This window comes from Bernardetia sp., assembly GCF_020630935.1.
GTDB lineage: Bacteria > Bacteroidota > Bacteroidia > Cytophagales > Bernardetiaceae > Bernardetia.
In genome coordinates this window covers 79,738-99,565 of sequence record NZ_JAHDIG010000002.1, presented here as the reverse complement: position 1 = coordinate 99,565, position 19,828 = coordinate 79,738, and the positions used below count along the sequence as shown (strand labels likewise).

Below are 19,828 nucleotides of genomic sequence, written 5' to 3'. Positions count from 1 at the left end.
GGCTTTCTTATAACTTAGAAAGCAAAACTATCTAATGCGTTTGTTTAGTTATATATACTCGTTTGCTGGTAAAAAGGTTACATAAAATCTAAAATAATTTCAAAATACATTTTACTTCACGGTTGATATAAGCCAAAACACCTTTAAAATGGGATTTTTAAAGGTGTTTTTCAATATTGAGTTGTAGAAAATATTAGTTGATTAAGTATCTACACGAGCATAACGAGCATTTTTCTCAATAAAATCTCTGCGTGGAGCAACTTCATCTCCCATAAGCATAGAGAAAAGCTGATCGGCAGCAGCAGCAGATTCTACATCTACACGCTTCATACTTCTACTTTCTGGATTCATTGTTGTTTCCCAAAGCTGTTCTGGGTTCATCTCCCCCAAACCTTTGTAACGCTGTACATTTACACCATTCATGTTTCCTCCACCAAGTTCTCTCATGGCTTGCTCACGTTGTGGCTCATCCCAACAATAAATTTGTTGTTTACCTTTTTTGACAAGGTATAAAGGAGGTTGTGCAATATAAACATATCCTTTTTCAATAAGCTCCTTCATATAACGGAAGAAAAGTGTAAGGATAAGCGTTCTGATATGGCTACCATCCACATCGGCATCGGTCATGATTACAATTTTGTGATAACGGAGTTTATCAAGATTTAGATATTTTTCTCCATTTTCATTTTCTCCGAAGCGAATGCCAAGTGCTGTAATGATATTTTTAATTTCTTCATTATCATAGATTCTATGCTCTTGCGCCTTTTCAACATTTAGAATTTTACCACGCAAAGGCAAAATAGCTTGGCTTTGTCTGTCTCTTCCTTGCTTTGCCGACCCACCTGCAGAGTCCCCTTCGACAAGGTAGATTTCACATTTTTCTGGGTCTTTTTCAGAACAATCAGAAAGTTTTCCTGGTAAGCCTGTTCCACTAAGAGCCGTTTTGCGTTGTACCATCTCACGAGCCTTGCGTGCAGCCATACGAGCCTGTGCAGCCAACGTAACTTTTTGGATTATAGTTTTTGCTTCTTTCGGATTTTCCTCCAAATAGTTGTAAAGTGCATCAGCAACACAAGATTCTACTGCTCCAGAAACTTCAGAGTTTCCAAGTTTGGTTTTGGTTTGTCCTTCAAATTGAGGCTCCATTACCTTTACAGAAATAACTGCTGTCATTCCTTCTCTAAAATCTCCACCTGACAAATCTACTTTTTTGTCTGTCAAGCCATTTTTATCAGCATAACTTTTTAGAGTTCTTGTCAAGGCACGATAAAAACCTGTTACGTGTGTTCCACCTTCTATGGTATTGATATTATTGACATACGAAAAGACATTTTCTGAATAGGATGTATTGTAAAGTAGAGCCACTTGTACAGGAATATCATTCTTATCGCCTTCTACATATACAGAATTTGGAATAATTGGCGTACGGCTTTTGTCCAAATATTCTACAAACTCACGCAATCCACCTTCTGAAAGAAATGTTTCGGTTACAAATTTTCCATTTTCGTCTTTTTCTCCAAATTCTTCTCTTTGGTCTGAAAGTGTAATTTTCACTCCTGCATTGAGGTAAGAAAGCTCACGCAAGCGATTAGCTACTGTTTCATACTTAAATACAGAATGTGTAAAAATACTTGCATCTGGATGAAACGTAACCTCTGTACCAGAAATATCTGTTTTTCCAATTTCACGAACAGCATATTGAGGAGCACCACAAGAATATTCTTGTTCGAATATTTTTCCATTTCTATGTACCTCTACTCTCATTTGGTCTGATAAAGCATTTACACAAGAAACACCTACACCGTGCAGACCACCCGAAACTTTATATGTATCTTTATCAAATTTACCTCCTGCATGAAGAACTGTCATGACTACTTCTAGTGCAGAGCGATTTTCTTTAGAGTGAATATCTGTAGGAATACCACGTCCATTATCTCTAACTGTGATTGTATTTCCTTCATTTATAGTTACGTGTATGGTATCACAATGTCCTGCAAGAGCCTCATCAATAGAGTTATCTACCACCTCCCAAATCAAATGATGCAAACCTTTTATCCCTACATCACCAATATACATCGCTGGGCGTTTGCGAACAGCTTCTAAACCTTCAAGAACTTGAATATTATCAGCCGAATAATTTCCATTTTGAGGAGTCTGTGAGTTTTCCATATCTACTCCTGCCAATGTTTCTTCCTTATTATTTTCTGCCATTATCTTATGTTAATGCTAATTGTATTTTTCTTGTATTATGATTCACACCAAAAAAAATAAATATTTTTTTTACAGCTATTTCTAAACTGATTATAGGCATAATTCATTCCAAAATATATCATACAAATATACAAAAAAAAGCCGTCTATTACAATCATAACAGGGACTTTTGTATGGATTAAAAGTTCTTCAAATCAAACAATAAAAAATCAGAAAATTAGTCTAAATTTTCATAATATATGGAAACGACAAACTCAAAAGCATAGAAGCAATAACAGAAGCTGTTACGACGACAACAGTAATAAATCGTAGCTGTACGAGGGTTGAGTCTTTTTTAGTTTGAGAATAAGCATCTAATTTTTCTATGTGGTTTAGAATTTCTTGGTCTTTTTGGTTAGTAAGTGCTGTATAGCCTGTTTCTTGTCGATAACCAACATCGTAATCTACCTCAACAAAGTGGTAAAACGCCTCTTTGTAAGCTCCTAAATATGCCATAAACTTATATTTTTCTTCTGCCTCGTATTTACTACTTTCTATTATTACTTTTTTTAGTGCTGAAAAATTTTCTTTCCACTTATTTAATGACGTACTATCTAATCTATTTATAAAATCTTTCTCATGCCTACGAAGCTGCAACACCAATGTTTTATTGATTTTAGGTTGCTTTTCTAACAGCCTTATATACTCTCTCATCACACCTTCTAAGCCATAGTCTTTATAGCCTCTAAGTCTGATTTTACGAGCTAACTCTTTCATCATATCTGTACTTATTCTGACTCTATATTGTAATGAATCCAAATCTTTGGTTAATCCCCATTTTTTAGCTTGGGGAGATTTTTTAATAGAATCAATAGAACTTATTATCTCTGACTGACTAACTACATATTCTTTCAAAAAACGACTGCTTCCTGTCTTATAAAAACCTTCGTTTAGAGGTTCATTTAGTAAAAAATCACTTCTTAACTTAGATAGGTTACGAATATGGATATGAAGTTGGTGAACTTTGTCAGCCAAAAGATTAATGGATTCGACACGTCTAAAAAGCCAAAAGCTAAGGGTAGCCACAGCAAAGGAGAGTAAGGTATAAACCAAGAAAGCTATAAAAATACGCTGACGAGGATATTTTAATTCTATCATAATTGACGGTAACATCAAATCGTTCTGAATTTTCCACACATTATCAATAGATAATTACGCCAAAGTTACAAGAAATATAGAAAAAATAGGTTTGAATTCGATTTTGAAGAACATGCAAGTAAGACTTGTACGAGTGATAAAACACCTGACTTTCAAGTTTTTATCTCCACTATTGGATTTAATTTTGCAATATCAAATAAGAAAATAATCAACTACTTATTATGCAAACACTAAAAATTAATCTGTTTTCTTTTCTCTGGTCTAGCTCTTTCTCCAAAAAAAGTAGTTCTATATCTGATATACCTAGCCAAAACAAACACCCCAAAAAGAACAAAGACATACAACCCAATAAAGATGTATCAGATTCTGATGAACAAAAAGCTATTTATTACCTTCCTGTACATTTGATGTAAAAACAAAACACGTTCTTTTATACAAAAAACGTGTTTCAACAAAAATTTCAAAAGAATAAATTATCTTCTAAAGAGCCAATTTATAGCATTGTCTTTATTCATATAAAATCTGCACTCGTAAGGCATCATTTGCTGTACATAGCTTATTACATAATCTATTCCTACTTTGTGCATAGGAGCATCTGTACGTAAGATAGCGAGTTTAGCATGCTCTACTTGATGCTGTTGCATACGAGGAATCCAGTCTAGCATTAGCCAAGCACGAGCAAACATACTGACATAACCCAATTCCATAGCATCTAGTAATAAGCCTGTTGTATTGTAAAGATAAGTAAACTCAAGTACTTTATTCATTGCCTCTTTATATTGCTCATCGGTTATGTCTCCTCGCCATTCTAAAGCTAAAACGCCATCTCTGACAGCTTCTTTATTGCTTGAGGCTTTAGGAATATAACTGATTCTTGCATGAGGAACTTCAAAAAGAACTGTCTTTTCGACAGGCATTTTTACTTCTCTTTTTTCTAATTTTTTTTTGTAAGCACTGTGTGCTTCATCAAACATTTGTTTTTTTGAAGCATACTCTTCTCGGTGTATTGTCTTAAAAGAATGAATCATCATAAGAATAAAAATTATTAAGGGGAAGAAGGAGTTAAAATTAAATCTAAACGTAAAATCATGATATAAAGAAGGTTCAACAAAAAATATAACAATTTTAAGGGGAAAGGGATAAGAATTTATATCTTAAGTTTGATTGAAACTTACTTTCAAACATAGTCAAATATCACTTTCAGATTATTATTTAACTTTTATCAAAAAATAATACTGCAAAATTGATAAAATATTTTGATATTTGCTAAACGATAGTACATTGTGAAACGACTTTTATCGTTTTTTTGTTGTTTTTTTATCTAATTCATAGATAAATTTGAACAATTTTAACTTAATAGGTTATCTTATCGCTTTCATATTTCGTTCTACACGAAACTTGAAAGAGGAAAGTCTGAGCAGCACAGAGCAACATGCTTCCTAACGGGAAGGCTATACAAGTAAATTATAAGTTGTAAGTATAGACGGAAAGTGTTACAGAAAATAACCACCATTTTTATTTTAAAATGGAAAGGGTGAAAAGGTGTGGTAAGAGCGCACCGACAGAAAAGGTAACTTTTTTGGGCGAATAAACCCCATGTGCTGAAAGACCAAATAAGTCTGCGATTGTTTTTTAAAACAGAAAAGTGGCTCGCTGGAGCAGACGGGTAGGTCGTTAGAACTGTTTTGCAAAAAACAGTGTAGATAAATGATAAGACTAGACAGGACTCGGCTTACAGACCTATTTCTACAACTTAATTTTAATGAAAGCCTTCGTTTTATACGGAGGTTTTTATTAAAAAAAACAACCTTACATCTATGTTTGACTTCTTGAAAAAATTCTTTCGGATTGTCTTCAAAATACTTTCTTTTTCGCTTGTTTTTTTCCTCCTATTCTTCAACTATTCTCTTTATTACACTCCAAATTTCATAGAAGATAAAAATGGTCTTTACAATGAAGACCTGTATCATCAACTTCAATTTTTAAAAGAAGAACTACACAAAAAGAATGCAGGTAAACGTATGCAGGATATTTTTCCAGAGGGTTTTATGTTTATCAATTCACTCTATGCGCTTAGTTGGATTAATTTTGTCAAGGAAATACAACCCAATACAGAAATTTATCAAGAAGCAGAAAAAGAAATAAACTGGACTATCAAACAGATTTATTCTAAAGAAGGAAAACGTATTTTTAACAATTCCTTACCCTTAGAATACGGAGCTTTTTATAGTGGTTGGAGTAATTATGTTTTGGGAAAATATCTACTTCTGCAATCTAAAAATAAACTACAATTAGATTCTACACATCTGTCATTGTTCGAAGAAAAATGTAATCAGATTGATTCGGCTACACAAAACTCTGTTTCTCCTTATTTAGAGAGTTATCGTAGCCAAACTTGGGCTGCCGATATGGTAGTCTGTATAGCTTCCTTACAGCTGTATAAGGATATTTTTGAAAATAATAGCAACCAATCATATCATAATAAAATTGCCAAATACGCCCTAACTACTAAAAGTTGGATAGAGAAAGTCAAAGTTCATTTAGATTCGACCACAGGTCTGATTCCTCACTCCTCAGAAGAAAGTCAAGGTTTTACAGATGAAACAGCTCGTGGTTCTTCTCAAAGTCTAATGCTCAATTTTCTTCCAAAAATAGATGCTGATTTTGCTGCATCACAATATAGTATTTATAAAAATTTATTTGTTGAAGAACATGTTGGACTTAATGGAGTCAGAGAATATCCAAAAGGAATAGAAGGTGAAGGCGATATAGATGCTGGTCTGATAGTGTGGGAAATTGGAGGAGCTGCCTCTATTGTAGGTCAGCGAGCTGCTGCTCAAAATAATGATTGGACACTCTACCACGAACTAAGAAATTGTATAGAGACTTTTGGAGCAACTCATACTTTCGACAAACAAAAAAAATATATTTTTGGTCAGCTTGTTATGGTAGATGCCTTTACAGCGTGGAGTAATTCCATCGAAGATTCTAAATCATATCATAAAATGGATAAAAATTGGAGAAAACAAGTACAGTTTTTTTCATTGTTAATTATAATAATTTTACTTTTCTTGAATTATAAATTTTGAGTTTAAATTAGAACAAATGTTTTTAGTAAAAATCACGTATCTAATAGTAATACTACCACAAACAATATCTTATCTATTATTATTTTATTTATGAAAAATAAGCTCCTCCATTTTGCTCCTTATAGTTTTTTACTACTGTGTTCTTACCTAATTATTTTTGGTTCTTGTGCTTCTCAAGAAAATCATTCAGAAACCAAGATAAGTCAAGAAGTTTTGGGGGTAAAAATTTATGATGAGCCTTCAGAAAACCCACAAAAACGTAATCAAAACAAATTAGAAGGTTTACTTATCAAAAAAGCTGATAGTTTTTATTTTGCTAATAATTTTAAGCAAGCCCAAACGCTCTATGAAATGGCATTGAATAACGTTACAGATGAAGAAACAAAAAGCTATTTAATGCAAAAAGTAGCACGAACAAAAGACAAAACAACACAGCAAAAATAAATCACTATTTCAATTTTATGATACGAATAATGGCTAAATTGTCCGTAACTAAATGATTTATTTTCTTTAAATTTCTGATTTTTCTATCTAAAAAGTTATCAAATTCAGAATATTGAGTGTCAAGAAGAAGATAGTCTATAATTTCACTCTCACTTTTTTGTTGATTTTTATTTTCCAAATTTTGAAAAGTAAATATTCCATCTGTACAAATGGATACATCTTCAAAGTCTGGAACAGAAAGTTTTTGATACTGATTTTGATAAAACTTTGCAAAATCTTCTGAAAGATGATATCCTAAATAATCTGGTGTGTTGTCTTGCTCATACTCTGTAAGTTTTCCATCAACACAGATAAGTCCGTCGCCTATTGTGATAAACTCTGCATTATGATTTTTTGTATCAATGAGTCCTAAAATAAGTGTAGAGAGCAGTTCATTTTTATCCAAACCCAATTTATTTTTGACTTCTCTTGTCTGTAAAACAAGTTCTTTCAAAACTGTTTTTAGTTTGACTTTTAAATTTTCTTCTTCGTTTTTAGGTGAAATAAATTCCCCATAAAACATTTCCTTAGCTATTTTTCTAAGAATTTTCCCATACAACATAGAAGCAAAAACAGATTCTGTTCCCATCGTACAACCATCCAAAACAGCAATCAGAATTTCATTAGAACCTATCTGTTCTTGCACTAAAAAATCTTCACAATAATTGGTATGAAACTCTCCAATTTGTAGAGTAGTGTATATTTTCATTGCTTTATTTAAAACTAAACTCCTATAACTTGTTTCAAACGCCTTTCAATTTCTCGCCAATCAGCATTCAAATTAAGTGTTCGTATTTGGATTTTATGTTGTTTGAATTGATAATCTAGGTTGTATTCCTTTTCTATGGTTGGATAAAGCAAAATTCCAGTTGCTGATTTTGTTTTGTTACTGCCATCTTCTTGATTTAGAAGATAACTAAAAAGTTGGTACAGATTTGATGAAAATATTTTTTCTTTACCATAGTTTTCTGCCATTGTATTTTGATAAAACTTTGCATCAATAATAATTTTTTCTGTTTCATTTTCTAAGGAAATGTCAGTTTCCATTCTAGGTAAATATTTATGACTTTCTGAAAAACCAATTTCACTTTGCAGTTCAAAATTATTTTCAAAACCCCATTTTATAATTTCACTCTTTACAGTTGTATATTTTGTCTGTTCTAGCTTATAAAAATTACGGATAAAGGCTTCAAACAAAACATTCATCTTGCGTTTATCTCTTGTAAAATCTGAAAAAGTGTAATTTCCCTGTTCATTTTTATTTTCAGAAGGCAACGTATTTTCATAAATAATCTGACAAACATTCATCACAAAACCATAAAAACGATTATTTCTATGAATTTTGACTTGAGGAAATAGCAGACTTTTAAGTTCTATTTTTTGAATCGTCTTGGGAAGTTTTCTTTGTAGAAAAACAAGTTCTGTCTTTAGTTTTCTATCTAATTTTTGGGTTTTGATAAGCCTTTGAATAGTAGAAAGTAAGATTTGATTTTGAAGAATATCAAAGGAAAACTCATCAAAGCTACACAGCGTTTTTTGCTTTAAAAGTAGATTTTTTTTGAGTGTTTGGCTAGTTTGCAGCTTTCCTTTTATACCACTTATTTCCTGCACATTTTCAATGTAGTTTCTATCCAAACCTCGCTTCAACAGCACTTTTGTAGCATTTATCAAGACCTTTGTAAACAAATCTAAAAGCTCTGTTTTGTCTTCTACATCAATTTTGATGCGCTCGCTTTCCTCTAGCTTATTCCAAGCATAGCAGAGTAGATAATAAATATTTTTTATTGGTATTTTCATAAATGTACTTCAGACATGCTGTCTGAATAAAATCACTTTTAGGTTTTATACTAACAGACTAGAAGTCTGTTTTACGTATTATTTCCATCATCTCCTCCACTTTTTCCAAATTATCAAACCAAATTTCCTCCAACAAAGGACGAATTTCAAACTTTATTACTTGTTCGAACCAATCTTTTTCATCTTGCTTTTCTTTTTCATAATCACAAAAATAACTGTGTCCGATTTGAAAGCCTTCTCCCAAATTCATATCAGAAGCAATTTCTTGATTGATTTTTTGAATAGAACTTGAAATATGATTTGTTAAACCTTGAGAAATACCTTTTTCCATCAAAAAATCCTTAAAACTTTCCCCAAAATCTGGCTTCAAATTTATAAAAGCAAAACGCCTACGAAGTGCATAATCCACCATCGCCAAAGAACGGTCAGCCGTATTCATTGTTCCGATAAGGTAAAGATTTTTAGGAACAAAAAAATTATCATTTTCATCTTCGGAATAGGTCAGCTTGAGCGCAAACTTTTCCTCTCGCTTGTCGGCTTCTATGAGCATCATCAGTTCGCCAAAAATTTTACTTAGATTTCCTCTGTTTATCTCATCAATGATAAAGAAAAAATGACGTTTTGGATGGACTTGTGCTTTTTTACAAAACTCATAAAAAACACCATCTCGTAACTCAAAACCCTCTTTAATAGGACGAAATCCTTGTATAAAATCTTCATAAGAATATGATTGATGAAACTGTACCATTTCAATATTCAGATTATTGGTCTCTCCCATAATCTGATAGGCTATTTTGCGAGCAATAAACGTCTTTCCTACGCCTGCTGCACCTTGCAAGATGATATTTTTCTTTCGCTTCAAAATTTCGACAGTTTCTAAAAACTGTTCTTCGCTAATAAAAGGTTTTTCTTTGTCGTTTTTGAAATTATAAATTGGATTTTGGTTTAATTCTACATTGTTCTCCTCCTGCCTTTCTTCTACTTCTTGATTCTTACCACTTGCATACTTTGCTTGTGTTTGCTTGAACAATAACATTATTTCTTTATCTGTGAGCTGTTTATTCTTACCTATATCTGTTAGTTTCCAAATGCCATGTTTTTCGTTAGAAATATAACCACCTTCTCTCAGATAGTTTCTTGCCCATGCTATGTTATTTTTCACCTTAATTTGTCCACTCTTTAATTTTTTTTCTAATTCTTGAGTAGGAATTTTCATATTATGAATTACCTTCTGTACAACTTCTGATGACTTGCCTTCGCCTCCAATTTCATTCAAGGCTTGCAATAATGGATTTATAAACCTAAGAAATTTCGGACCTTTAATATTTTTCTGCTTTTTTGGTTGGTTAGTTCTTACTTCTATTTCTGAATATTTAGTTTGGTTTAGTTCTTCTACTATATCTATCTCAATAGGTAAATTATATTTCTCAAAAGTCTGAGAGATTTCTGGATATTGCCTAATATATTCTTCCAAAATTATTTTATATTTCTTTGTAGGGCTAAAACTATCATTACGAAATAAACGAATACTATCTCCAAGTCCATTATCGTGATGATTATATTTTTTAGTAGTTATCCACTTTACTCTTCTATATACTGTATTAGGTGTATTGAACATCATATCATCAGTTTTATCAAGTATTTCACTTTCAATAATTCCTATTCCTAAACACGTATTTACTCCTTTCGCTGCAAAAACAATGTCTCCTATTTTAGCTGTTTGGAACAGCCATAAGTTCCATCTTTTATTATGTGTTTTTTCACCAAACCTACTTTTATCTTTCATTATTTCGGCAAGAGAATCATAGTCTGGAAGTACATCTCCTAAAAATTCATGGTTCATACTTATGTAGCCTTGTAGATAAAACTTCCATTGGCTTTCGTCCTGTATAGCAATTTTATAATAACTTCTATTTTTTTCATTGAGTGTAATAATCTCTTGCTTTAAGCTCTGCAAACAACTTACAATTTCTTGGTATGAAGATATATTCTTTAAATCATTTTTATGAGGCTTTTTGAGGTCGCTACCCATCATCTTCCCTGCTTTGGGTTTAGTTTTAAACTCTACAAAAAACTGATAAGCATCTCTATGAGATTCATTTTTTATAGGATACAGACCAAGCCAACAAAAATCACTTCCAAAATTAGCCGAACCTTGAAAATCTACAATATGAAATTTATAGTCTTTTACATCTAGTGTAAGTAGTAAATCTTTTGCAATTTGTTCTAAATAACTTTGTGTTGTTTCTTTTACTTTTCCACGATAGAAAAAGCAATGAAAGATAGTCCATGCCTGTTGCCAATTGGAAAAAATATCACGTTTGGAAAAACCATAATTTTCCATCTCTGTGATGAGTTTCTCTGTAAGATGACTAAAATAGTTTTTATCTTTTTTGCGTATCTTTTCCTTTATTTCCTCAACAACTTCTTTATTTATAGCCTTGCCCTCTAAAGCCAAACGAGCCACCTCTGCACGTAGTAAAACCACAGGTTGAAAGTTACGTTCTTTATCTGCATACTCTTCATAAATGCTTTCTAGCTGACTTTTAGATAAAGTATTGATAGCAGAAAATAGAGCAGTCGGATTTTCCTTATAGTGATGGTATTCTTTAGCAAGATTTATAATGTAGTCAAATTGTTGCTGCATAGTTTTATGAGTATATCTGTATCAAGATTTTAATAATATTTTTATCTAATTTTGATTTTATAAACTTACAAAAAATAGCCAAAACAAACCTATAAAAATGATACTCTACGCAGATAGTGGCTCAACAAAAACGGATTGGGCATTAAAAACTGATGAAGGAAAAATCTTTAGATGGAAATCAGGTGGCTGGAATCCATATTTTCTTACGACAGAACAAATGGTAGAAGAAGGCAAAAACTTTATAAATCAACATTACTTTGAAAACCAAAATGAGTCCACTGATTTTTTAGAACCCTATCTTTGTAAAGTTGAGGAAATTCAGTTTTATGGCGCAGGTTCTTCTACGGAAGCTAATAGAAAAATAGTCTATGAGGCTTTAAAAACTCTCTTTCCACAGGCAAAAAAAATAGAAGTTGCTCACGACCTTTTGGGTGCTGCTCGCTCGGTCTATGATAACTCAAAAGATGAAATGGGAATCATCATGATTTTGGGAACAGGCTCAAATGCGTGTTTGTATGATGGGAAAAATATATTGAAAGAACTGACAAACTTAGGTTTTTGGTTAGGCGATGAAGGAAGTGGAGGCTTTATAGGAAAGCAGTTTGTAATAGACTTTCTTCATGGGGCATTGCCTAATGACATTCACGATTTATTTTATAAGGAATATGGACTGACAAGAGAAAAGGTTTTGAAAAGAGCCTATCAAGAACCAAAACCGAATGAGTTTTTTGCTTCTTTTGTTCCATTTCTTCATAAACACAAAAAACAAAAGTTTATAAGAGAATTTTTGGAATCTTGTTTTGATGAGTTTTTAGATAGAATACGAGTTGAATTTGAAGGCGAAGAACTAAGTTTTTATGCTGTGGGTTCGGTAGGTTACTATTTTGAAGATATTTTAAAAAGGCAAATTGAAGAAATGGGAGGAGAGCTTGTGAGAGTAGTTAAAAGTCCGATTGAGGGGTTGATTGAGAAATAAAACATTACAAAAAAAGCTGTTCAATCATTTCTGTATCTAAGAGCATAAAGATTTTTTTTCCATCTGGAGTATAGTTCGGCTGCCTACAAGCAAAAAGCTCATCAATAAGACTTTGCATCTCTTCATTAGAGAAAAACGTTTTGGCTTGCATAGAGGCACGTTTGGCAAAAGAGCGCAAAATATTCTCTCGCTTCGGAATCTTAACTGTCGTTTGGTTGTATTTAAACTGTTCTAAAAGAGCTTCTAAAATAGATTCTCCCTTTTCTTTGAGCAAATCGGCAGGAAGTCCAATTAAACGAGCTTGTTGCTTTTGTTCTAGTTTTTCATCTATTTCTATGGAAAAGCCTAAACTTTTCAGTTCTGGCAAAACTTCCTTCAAAAGCTCATAATCTACAATAGAAAACGAAAGTGTAGAAGGAAACAGAAGTTGTTGAGAAGTGGCGTTTGCACTTTTTGAAATACTTTTTTCGTAACGCTCGTACAAAATGCGTTCGTGGGCAGCCGAGGCATCAATCAGAATCATTCCCGACTTAGTCGGACTAGCTACAAAACGATTTGCTACCCAAAAAACATGGCGTTTATCACTTTTTTCTAACTTAGATTGTGTAGATTTTAGCTCATTTTCCAGTTCAGATTTAGAAAGGTTATTGGCTGCACTTCGGAACGTAACAGGGTTTTGAGCAAGCTCATCTATTTCATCGATAAAATCTTTTTCCGAACTATCTTTTTCAAACTGTTTGCTTTTAGTTCCTGCGTTTTCTCTCTCTTCTTCATTAAGGTAAATTCTTTCCCAGTTTTTTTGATTATTTTGTTCTCTTTCAGTAGGTTCTGGTCGCTGGTAGTCTTTTAATTCTTTTTTTCTATTAAAAGGCTCACTAATGTAGCTTCCATATTTTCCTTTATTCTCTTCTTTATCGTATCTACCAATAAAATCATCAGACTGAGTATCGTATTTTGAAAAATCTGAAATAAAAGTTCTCGGCTGTTGAGTTGAATCTTCGTTCTTATCATTTCCTTCAGAGTTGTTACTCTCCTTATCATCAACTTTATTAATATACTTTGAAGGGTTCAAAAAATTCGTATCTGTATCAAAATCCAATGGCGCAACTACTTGATGCACACCCAACGCCTGTTTTACGGCTGCCTGTACGACTACATAAACCGTTCTTTCATCATCAAACTTGATTTCTGTTTTGGTAGGATGAACATTTATATCAATTTTCTTTGGGTCAATTTCGATAAACAAAACGTAAAAAGGGTGAGCATCTTTTGGCAAAAGTCCTTCATAAGCCGTCATGACGGCATGGTGTAAATAACCACTTTTTATAAAACGATTATTCACAAAAAAATACTGACTGCCTTTTGTCTTTTTAGCTGCCTGTGGTTTCCCAACATATCCTAGAAGTTTGATGGTTTCTACATCCTCTTGACACGTCAGAAGATTTGACTGATAGCTTTTTCCAAACATTGCCACAATTCGCTTTGCTAGTTTTCCCTCTTTCAAATTATACACCTCTTGCCCATTGTGGTGCATAGAAAAATTGATATGAGGATTTGCCAGCGCAACACGCTCAAATTCTTGTGTAATATGACGAAGCTCTACCGAATTTGATTTTAAAAATTTTCTTCGTGCAGGTGTATTGAAAAATAAATTCTTGACAGCAATAGAACTTCCCTTTTGCGTAGCAGTAGGTTCGTGTTTTTTTACTTCTGAACCTTCAATATAAATATGCGTTCCTATTTCTTGGTCTTCTTGCCTTGTTTTGAGTTCTACTTGTGCTACGGCTGCAATAGAAGCCATTGCCTCACCTCTAAACCCAAATGTTCGAATATTATACAAATCTTCTTGCTCTACAATTTTTGAAGTCGCATGTCTCTCAAAACACATTCTAGCATCCGTTTCTGACATTCCTTTTCCATTATCAATGACTTGGATAAGAGCCTTTCCTGCATCTTGCAAAACCAATTCGATACTTGTTGCTTCTGCATCAACAGAGTTTTCCAGCATTTCTTTTACCACCGAAGCAGGACGCTGAACGACCTCTCCAGCAGCAATCTGATTGGCAAGCGATTCGGGAAGTAAACGGATAATATCTAACATAAAGGAATTATGAATGGTGAGTTTTGAATGATGAATGAGAAACTAAGCTCTTTAATTCTTCATTTTCCATCAATTCAAAGTTCGTCAAATCTAAAGAAGCAAACAAATAAAATACAACAACCAAAAATAAAGTGGTTTCGTTTGATTAAAAGAAACAAAATTTTTAAAGCCATGAAAAACCAAAAATACATCCCTGTCGATTGTGGATTTTACGACAACTTAGAAGCCTTTGCCACCACACGAAAAACAGTCGCCATCAACTATTTAGATACAGAGTATAAAAAGACTATTCAGCAGAACATAAAAGTCAGAGACTTGGAGACTAAAAACGGAGAAGAGTTTATGATTTTTGAAGTAGTAGAAAATACAGAGGCAAAAAACGTAAAAATTCGTTTGGATAGACTTATCGATATTGATGGTATTGAAGTCCCAAGAGATAGCGATTCGTGTAGCATCTAATCACAAACATTTCAAAAAAGCTAGTAAAGCTTTCTGTTCTTCTATATTCAATTTCATAGAATCATTTGGCTGAGCAAAATATTCTAACTTTTCAATACTTCCGTTGTGCAGATACGGAAAAGTTTTGGAGATATGACGCAATGTAGGCGTTTTGAATTTGAGATAATCCTTTGGGTTTTCTGTGATTCTTTGTCTTCCTAACTCTACTCTATCATTTATTTTTGTAGGATTTGTTATCGTATCCAAATGAGCAAAATGAAACTGATAATCTGAAAATAAAGGTGCAGTATGACAAGTGTTGCAGTGGCTTTTGAAAAGTGACTGTCCTTTTAGCTCTAGGTTTGAAAATGTAGCTTTTTCTTGCTTAACGCTATCCCATTTAGAAACAAAACTATATTCTGAATTTATAGAAGGAGAAATAATTGTTCGTTGAAACTGTGCTAAAGCTCTAAAAATAAGTGCATTTGTAATGCTATCTGTTCCAAAAGCATTTTTGAAAAGGTTTGGATAATCTTTATCATTTTGTAATAGGTTAGGCAGTTTTTTCAAATCCATTGCCATTTCGTCTGGGTGTTGGAGTGGGGCAGCAGGGAGCGATTCAAGGTTTTTTATTCCTCCATCCAAGAAAAGTCCGTTTTCTGAATAAACTACATTGATAAGTGTGGGCGTGTTGCGAGGTAGTTTTTTACCTGTTGTTCCTAAGTGGCTTGTTTGTAAGTTATCTGTAAAGTAGAGTTTGGGATTATGACACGTTGCACAAGAAATATTACCGTTTTTAGATAATTTTGTATCAAAGAAAAGCATTTTACCCAGTTCAATTCCTTCTGTTGTCATTGGATTGTGAGATGGATTTTTGGGTAAGGGTGGCATATAAGAAGGCATAGAAACACTATAAATTTCCTTTTTATTGGTGCAAGAAAAAATTAGTAGAGCAAACCAAGAAAGAAAAAAATAATGTCGTATTCGGTTCATAGATTAAATATAAAAAAACATGTTCACATTGTTGGAAGACAAGACGGAGTTACTGGTGACACTATCAAAGCTGGTGATGAAGTCGTGTTTTGTGCTGCCTGTCAGTCTGTTTTTTTGAAAGATAGTTGGGAATATATGAATCGACAGCACTGTAGGCAAACTGAAACACTGGGGTTTGTGCCTGCACCTGTTCCAAATCTGATAGCCAAGAAAAAGGAAGCCAAGCTGATTTTTGAAACATTTAGTACGTTTAAAAATAGAATATTAGGTTTGTTTGCATTTAGTTTAATTATAGCTTCTAGTTGTGGGTGGATTTATTTACTCATATTTACAAATAAGTTCTTACCTAAATTCGAACACTGGGTTACTTTTGCTTTATACATGGTTCTACTTTTCTTGGGTGTATTTGGCTCTATTCATCTTCTTACTTTATTATTTGGAAACAAGCTATTCAAAAAAATAACAGGAGCAGATAAAAGAAGTATCAAAATTTTAGAAAATGGAATAGAACTAAGAAAAGACAAAACCTATTTATTCTACGATATTCAAAAAATAGTTTACACCAAAAATAATATGCAAAACAAACTTACATTGTATCTCAAAAATGGGGAAGTTATTCAGCATAAATGTCCGAAGGATGAATATGAAAAAACTAAAGATTTCTTATTTGGATTAGTTTGGGTAGCTCAATTTGTTCCCACTTCAGTTCATTTGTCTAATGGGCAAGAGTTTGGAATGGCTAAAAGCATAGAAAGAAATTATACAGCACAATTTTCAGTACTTAGAATAGAGAAAAATGCAAAGTCATAAAATTAATATACAAAACCACGTCCATATTATTGGAAGACAAGACGGAGTTACTGGTGACACTATCAAAGCTGATGATGAAGTCGTGTTTTGTGCTGCCTGTCAGTCTGTTTTTTTGAAAGATAGTTGGGAATATATGAATAGAGAACATTGTGGACAGCATAGAACCTTAAGTACTGTTCCTAAGCCTACTGAACAGTTGGTAATGAGAAAAGAAGAAGTTATAATTTATGAACATACAGAAGGACTAGATTATTTTTTCATTAAAATGATAAAAGAAATTATTATGTTTGGAATAACAAACATATATCTAATTTTTGCTAGTATAGTAGTCGTACTTATGTGGATGCTTTTTCCAAGTAATGCCTTCCGAGGACAAAAAACAGAGTTTACCTCATTCTTATCTGTCATTGTCCTTTTTGTTACCTATCTTTTTAAACCTACATGGCCTGAAACATATAGCAAAAAAATAAGAGACTCTAATTTCCTAAACTATCAATCTAGGTTTAAAATGTCAAATATAGGAATAAGCGTTGATAATCACTTATATTACTACAATCAGATAGAGAAAATCACCACCAAAAAACTAGGAAAACAATACAAGTTGCTTATTGAGCTAAAAGATAAAAGTACTCACACAAAATATCTTTCGATAAGAGAATATGAGCAAATTAGACCTATTTATATTGGTCTTGCTTCAGTTGCAAATTCCGTAGATGTTCACTTTCATACGAATAACAGAAGAGAAAGAGGGCTTTTAAGGAGCATACAACAAAAATATGAAGGCAACATTTGGGTCACTGATAATATAATCACTAACTAAGAGATACTAAAAATGAATATTCATCAACTTGATAAACAAAATCACTCCCACGTTATTGGAAGAAAAGATGCTGTTACTGGAGATAAAATAACTGGACAAGATGAAGTGGTATTTTGTAGTGTTTGTCAGTCTGTTTTTTTGAAAGATAGTTGGGAGTATATGAATAGTCAGCATTGTGAACAGTCTGAAACACTAGATTTCATTCCACAGCCTACACCTTCATTCTTTGCAAAGAAACGAGAGAAATTTAGTTTTACTCTGTCTGAACAGGCTTCTAGTGAGAAAATTCAAATTATTATTTCTACTCTTTTAGCAACTTTTTTGATAGTTGGTTTTTCAAAAATTTTTTCAGATAGCTATTTTCTAATTCAGCTATTTTTAGCTGTAGGGATTTCTTTAGGAGTAGGACTTATAGTAAAGACTAATTATTTTAAAGATATACTAGAAAATAAATATTCTAAAATAAAAATCCTTGAAAATGGCATTGAGCTAAGAGGAGAAAAATTTTATCCTTTCTATGAAATGAAAGCTATTGAGTATGTAAATAGCTTTAAAATTACTCAGAAACAAAAGGGTAGCCTAATTCAAGAAGACGTCGTTCCATCAGACAACAGCTTATATATTTTCTTAAAAAATGAACAAATTGTTCATCACAGACTACCCAAATATTCAGAAGATGAAATTAAAAATTTTCTATTTGCCTTAGCTTATGCCACACAGTTTGTAACTCTAAATTTTTATACAGAAGATAAAAAAGAGCTTCATATTGCCCAGCAGATAAAACAGAAATACAAAACACGAGTTTCTCTACTGACAAAACAAACAGAAACCAGTATTTGGAACTAATTAAAACTCATTATAATAGCTTGCAGCTCTAGTATCGCTTTTTATTTTTTGCATGACAAGCATTCCACCTGCCGTCATTTGGTCTATTTTACCTCCATGTTGTGCATCTTTAGGAAGAAAATAGGTATTTTCAGGCACTAATGTCTCTTGTACATAAACTATATTTTGATATAGTTTATGCTTCATGCTCAATCCTTTTTTCGTGTGGTAAGATGGCAGAAAGTCTAACACTTTGTAATCTCTGTTTCGTATAATAAATGAACATGCTCTACGAATAGAAGGCCAATCTGTATCATCAAAGACTATGATTCCTCCATCTCTTAAAATTTTGTCTGATAAAAAGAAATCTACCAAAACGTGGTCAAATGTATGCTCACCATCTATAAATACAAAATCTACTTCTACTTTTTCTCGTTCTAGTTGAGTAATCGCTAAATGCGAAGGCTCTTCAAAGAAGCGAGTAAAATCCATGAAACCAGCTTTTTTTAAGTTCATTATGCCTATGCTTTCCCATACTACTCCTTCATTATTCTGATATGGGTCTATTACATAGTGAGCCGTACGTTCAGTTTTTTCCAAGGCATCACAAATGTAAAGAGACGATGTTCCGTATGCCAAGCCCACTTCTAAACTTCTTTCAGCTTTTATATGGCGAATATACTTTTGAATCAAGTCTCCTTCTTGATATGAAATAGATGTTTTGTCTATATTTATTAAATTGCCATTCTTATCTTCTACTTCACGAGTGGCTATGATTTGCTTTAAAACTGGGTTCATTATTTTTCTAGTTATAAACAGATTAATTTAAGCAAATACAAATATAGTTTTTTTGTAGGTATGTAGCACTGCAAAGCAATATTTCAGTTAAATAAAGGCTATCACAACTGAACTTTTATATATCTCTTTGATTTAAGAGATAAAATATAATGATAACCTTTGCTCATTATCTATTTATTAGCTTTTTCACGCTCTACCACTCCATCCAACCACTTTTCAGCAAGCTCTTGGTTATTAAATTTTGAGCATGGCATTTGGCTATTTTCAACTAAAAGCTCAAACTGGAATTTTAGAAACGAATTTTGTGGCAATACTTCAGCAACTTGTAAAAGTCCTGCATCCACTACTACTTGTTGAGCTTCATTATGTACTGCCATTACTGAAGGAGGATATATTTTAGCTTCTGTAGCATCTGTCAGAAGTGTAAAATTAGGAACTGCTAAGAGCATAGCTTTTCGCCAGTCATTTACATAATTTGAAATAACATCTTGATTTTGCCAAAAACCTCTGATAGCAAGGTAAAAACGGTTTTTCTTATAAGAATATGAAATAGCGTAATAGTCTGTGTTAGCGACAACTTCTACATCAGCGAGTTGCTTTGCAGCTTGATTTGATAAGGTTTGCATAAGATTAAAAAATATAGATTAAAAAATTTATAAACGAAGAGAACTAAAAATTTCTTTCTTGAAAAATGAACTTTTTA

18 protein-coding genes and 1 other RNA gene are annotated in these 19,828 nt (G+C 32.7%); 9 read left to right on the top strand and 10 right to left on the bottom strand.

Annotated elements, in window-relative coordinates; all coding sequences use genetic code 11:
* Window positions 1-201 precede the first annotated feature (201 nt).
* A complete protein-coding gene (gene gyrB, locus QZ659_RS01085; RefSeq protein WP_291720728.1) occupies window positions 202-2,169 on the bottom strand; it encodes a DNA topoisomerase (ATP-hydrolyzing) subunit B in 1,968 nt (655 codons plus the stop codon).
* Window positions 2,170-2,433: 264 nt separating this feature from the next.
* Complete coding sequence (locus QZ659_RS01080) at window positions 2,434-3,348, bottom strand: hypothetical protein (protein WP_291720576.1); 915 nt, start codon at window positions 3,346-3,348, stop codon at window positions 2,434-2,436.
* Between the two features lie 221 nt (window positions 3,349-3,569).
* Between QZ659_RS01080 and QZ659_RS01075 the strand changes: the two genes are divergently transcribed.
* Window positions 3,570-3,761, top strand: a complete 192-nt coding sequence (locus QZ659_RS01075) for a hypothetical protein (protein WP_291720573.1) — start codon at window positions 3,570-3,572, stop codon at window positions 3,759-3,761.
* A 60-nt stretch (window positions 3,762-3,821) separates the two neighbouring features.
* Here QZ659_RS01075 and QZ659_RS01070 read toward each other — a convergent pair whose 3' ends face one another.
* Window positions 3,822-4,379, bottom strand: coding sequence for an STAS/SEC14 domain-containing protein (locus QZ659_RS01070; protein WP_291720571.1), 558 nt, complete (start codon window positions 4,377-4,379; stop codon window positions 3,822-3,824).
* 322 nt (window positions 4,380-4,701) lie between these two features.
* Between QZ659_RS01070 and rnpB the strand changes: the two genes are divergently transcribed.
* From rnpB to QZ659_RS01055, 3 genes are all read left to right on the top strand, one after another.
* Window positions 4,702-5,099: RNase P RNA component class A (gene rnpB / locus QZ659_RS01065), an RNA gene on the top strand.
* A gap of 66 nt (window positions 5,100-5,165) precedes the next feature.
* Window positions 5,166-6,437: a hypothetical protein gene (locus QZ659_RS01060; protein WP_291720569.1), complete on the top strand. Its 1,272-nt coding sequence runs from the start codon at window positions 5,166-5,168 to the stop codon at window positions 6,435-6,437.
* A gap of 90 nt (window positions 6,438-6,527) precedes the next feature.
* A complete protein-coding gene (locus QZ659_RS01055; RefSeq protein ID WP_291720567.1) occupies window positions 6,528-6,881 on the top strand; it encodes a hypothetical protein in 354 nt (117 codons plus the stop codon).
* Between the two features lie 4 nt (window positions 6,882-6,885).
* Here the strand turns inward: QZ659_RS01055 and QZ659_RS01050 are convergent, their stop codons facing one another.
* Genes QZ659_RS01050 through QZ659_RS01040 form a run of 3 tightly spaced genes read right to left on the bottom strand, consistent with a single transcriptional unit; the run spans window position 6,886 to window position 11,364 of the window.
* Window positions 6,886-7,629: a protein phosphatase 2C domain-containing protein gene (locus tag QZ659_RS01050; protein WP_291720564.1), complete on the bottom strand. Its 744-nt coding sequence runs from the start codon at window positions 7,627-7,629 to the stop codon at window positions 6,886-6,888.
* A 14-nt stretch (window positions 7,630-7,643) separates the two neighbouring features.
* Window positions 7,644-8,717, bottom strand: coding sequence for a 5-methylcytosine restriction system specificity protein McrC (locus tag QZ659_RS01045; protein WP_291720561.1), 1,074 nt, complete (start codon window positions 8,715-8,717; stop codon window positions 7,644-7,646).
* Window positions 8,718-8,775: 58 nt separating this feature from the next.
* Complete coding sequence (locus tag QZ659_RS01040) at window positions 8,776-11,364, bottom strand: AAA family ATPase (protein ID WP_291720559.1); 2,589 nt, start codon at window positions 11,362-11,364, stop codon at window positions 8,776-8,778.
* Between the two features lie 97 nt (window positions 11,365-11,461).
* On the opposite strand from QZ659_RS01040, the gene QZ659_RS01035 reads away from it, so the two are divergent.
* On the top strand, window positions 11,462-12,340 hold the full coding sequence (locus tag QZ659_RS01035) for an N-acetylglucosamine kinase (protein WP_291720556.1): 879 nt from the start codon (window positions 11,462-11,464) through the stop codon (window positions 12,338-12,340).
* A gap of 4 nt (window positions 12,341-12,344) precedes the next feature.
* Here QZ659_RS01035 and mutL read toward each other — a convergent pair whose 3' ends face one another.
* Entirely contained in the window at window positions 12,345-14,441 is a 2,097-nt protein-coding gene (mutL, locus tag QZ659_RS01030; RefSeq protein WP_291720554.1) for a DNA mismatch repair endonuclease MutL, read from the bottom strand.
* A gap of 171 nt (window positions 14,442-14,612) precedes the next feature.
* Between mutL and QZ659_RS01025 the strand changes: the two genes are divergently transcribed.
* The gene (locus QZ659_RS01025; RefSeq protein ID WP_291720551.1) at window positions 14,613-14,900 is read left to right on the top strand and encodes a hypothetical protein; all 288 of its coding nucleotides are present in this window, start codon (window positions 14,613-14,615) and stop codon (window positions 14,898-14,900) included.
* Here QZ659_RS01025 and QZ659_RS01020 read toward each other — a convergent pair whose 3' ends face one another.
* Window positions 14,901-15,872: a cytochrome-c peroxidase gene (locus tag QZ659_RS01020; RefSeq protein ID WP_291720548.1), complete on the bottom strand. Its 972-nt coding sequence runs from the start codon at window positions 15,870-15,872 to the stop codon at window positions 14,901-14,903. It lies immediately after the preceding gene.
* Here QZ659_RS01020 and QZ659_RS01015 point away from each other — a divergent pair.
* From QZ659_RS01015 to QZ659_RS01005, 3 genes are read left to right on the top strand one after another with little or no spacing between them, the layout of a single operon-like run.
* Window positions 15,855-16,682, top strand: coding sequence for a hypothetical protein (locus QZ659_RS01015; protein WP_291720545.1), 828 nt, complete (start codon window positions 15,855-15,857; stop codon window positions 16,680-16,682). The genes QZ659_RS01020 and QZ659_RS01015 overlap by 18 nt on opposite strands.
* Window positions 16,669-17,502, top strand: a complete 834-nt coding sequence (locus tag QZ659_RS01010) for a hypothetical protein (RefSeq protein WP_291720541.1) — start codon at window positions 16,669-16,671, stop codon at window positions 17,500-17,502. Before QZ659_RS01015 ends, QZ659_RS01010 begins: the two co-directional genes overlap by 14 nt.
* Before the next feature lie 12 nt (window positions 17,503-17,514).
* Window positions 17,515-18,348, top strand: coding sequence for a hypothetical protein (locus QZ659_RS01005; RefSeq protein WP_291720538.1), 834 nt, complete (start codon window positions 17,515-17,517; stop codon window positions 18,346-18,348).
* Here the strand turns inward: QZ659_RS01005 and QZ659_RS01000 are convergent, their stop codons facing one another.
* Together QZ659_RS01000 and QZ659_RS00995 are read right to left on the bottom strand one after the other, a co-directional pair.
* Entirely contained in the window at window positions 18,349-19,125 is a 777-nt protein-coding gene (locus QZ659_RS01000; RefSeq protein WP_291720535.1) for a class I SAM-dependent methyltransferase, read from the bottom strand. It abuts the gene before it with no gap.
* A gap of 170 nt (window positions 19,126-19,295) precedes the next feature.
* The gene (locus QZ659_RS00995; RefSeq protein ID WP_291720533.1) at window positions 19,296-19,751 is read right to left on the bottom strand and encodes a hypothetical protein; all 456 of its coding nucleotides are present in this window, start codon (window positions 19,749-19,751) and stop codon (window positions 19,296-19,298) included.
* Window positions 19,752-19,828: the final 77 nt, after the last annotated feature.

What these genes read in the sequence shown, in the direction of transcription:
- QZ659_RS01045 (WP_291720561.1), bottom strand. Translation starts at nt 8,717, where the DNA reads ATGAAAATACCAATAAAAAATATTTATTATCTACTCTGCTATGCTTGG.
- QZ659_RS01070 (WP_291720571.1), bottom strand. Translation starts at nt 4,379, where the DNA reads ATGATGATTCATTCTTTTAAGACAATACACCGAGAAGAGTATGCTTCA.
- QZ659_RS01050 (WP_291720564.1), bottom strand. Translation starts at nt 7,629, where the DNA reads ATGAAAATATACACTACTCTACAAATTGGAGAGTTTCATACCAATTAT.
- QZ659_RS01025 (WP_291720551.1), top strand. Translation starts at nt 14,613, where the DNA reads ATGAAAAACCAAAAATACATCCCTGTCGATTGTGGATTTTACGACAAC.
- mutL (WP_291720554.1), bottom strand. Translation starts at nt 14,441, where the DNA reads ATGTTAGATATTATCCGTTTACTTCCCGAATCGCTTGCCAATCAGATT.
- QZ659_RS01015 (WP_291720545.1), top strand. Translation starts at nt 15,855, where the DNA reads ATGTCGTATTCGGTTCATAGATTAAATATAAAAAAACATGTTCACATT.
- QZ659_RS01005 (WP_291720538.1), top strand. Translation starts at nt 17,515, where the DNA reads ATGAATATTCATCAACTTGATAAACAAAATCACTCCCACGTTATTGGA.
- QZ659_RS01010 (WP_291720541.1), top strand. Translation starts at nt 16,669, where the DNA reads ATGCAAAGTCATAAAATTAATATACAAAACCACGTCCATATTATTGGA.
- QZ659_RS01040 (WP_291720559.1), bottom strand. Translation starts at nt 11,364, where the DNA reads ATGCAGCAACAATTTGACTACATTATAAATCTTGCTAAAGAATACCAT.
- QZ659_RS01075 (WP_291720573.1), top strand. Translation starts at nt 3,570, where the DNA reads ATGCAAACACTAAAAATTAATCTGTTTTCTTTTCTCTGGTCTAGCTCT.
- QZ659_RS01055 (WP_291720567.1), top strand. Translation starts at nt 6,528, where the DNA reads ATGAAAAATAAGCTCCTCCATTTTGCTCCTTATAGTTTTTTACTACTG.
- QZ659_RS01035 (WP_291720556.1), top strand. Translation starts at nt 11,462, where the DNA reads ATGATACTCTACGCAGATAGTGGCTCAACAAAAACGGATTGGGCATTA.
- QZ659_RS01000 (WP_291720535.1), bottom strand. Translation starts at nt 19,125, where the DNA reads ATGAACCCAGTTTTAAAGCAAATCATAGCCACTCGTGAAGTAGAAGAT.
- QZ659_RS01080 (WP_291720576.1), bottom strand. Translation starts at nt 3,348, where the DNA reads ATGATAGAATTAAAATATCCTCGTCAGCGTATTTTTATAGCTTTCTTG.
- QZ659_RS01020 (WP_291720548.1), bottom strand. Translation starts at nt 15,872, where the DNA reads ATGAACCGAATACGACATTATTTTTTTCTTTCTTGGTTTGCTCTACTA.
- QZ659_RS01060 (WP_291720569.1), top strand. Translation starts at nt 5,166, where the DNA reads ATGTTTGACTTCTTGAAAAAATTCTTTCGGATTGTCTTCAAAATACTT.
- gyrB (WP_291720728.1), bottom strand. Translation starts at nt 2,169, where the DNA reads ATGGAAAACTCACAGACTCCTCAAAATGGAAATTATTCGGCTGATAAT.
- QZ659_RS00995 (WP_291720533.1), bottom strand. Translation starts at nt 19,751, where the DNA reads ATGCAAACCTTATCAAATCAAGCTGCAAAGCAACTCGCTGATGTAGAA.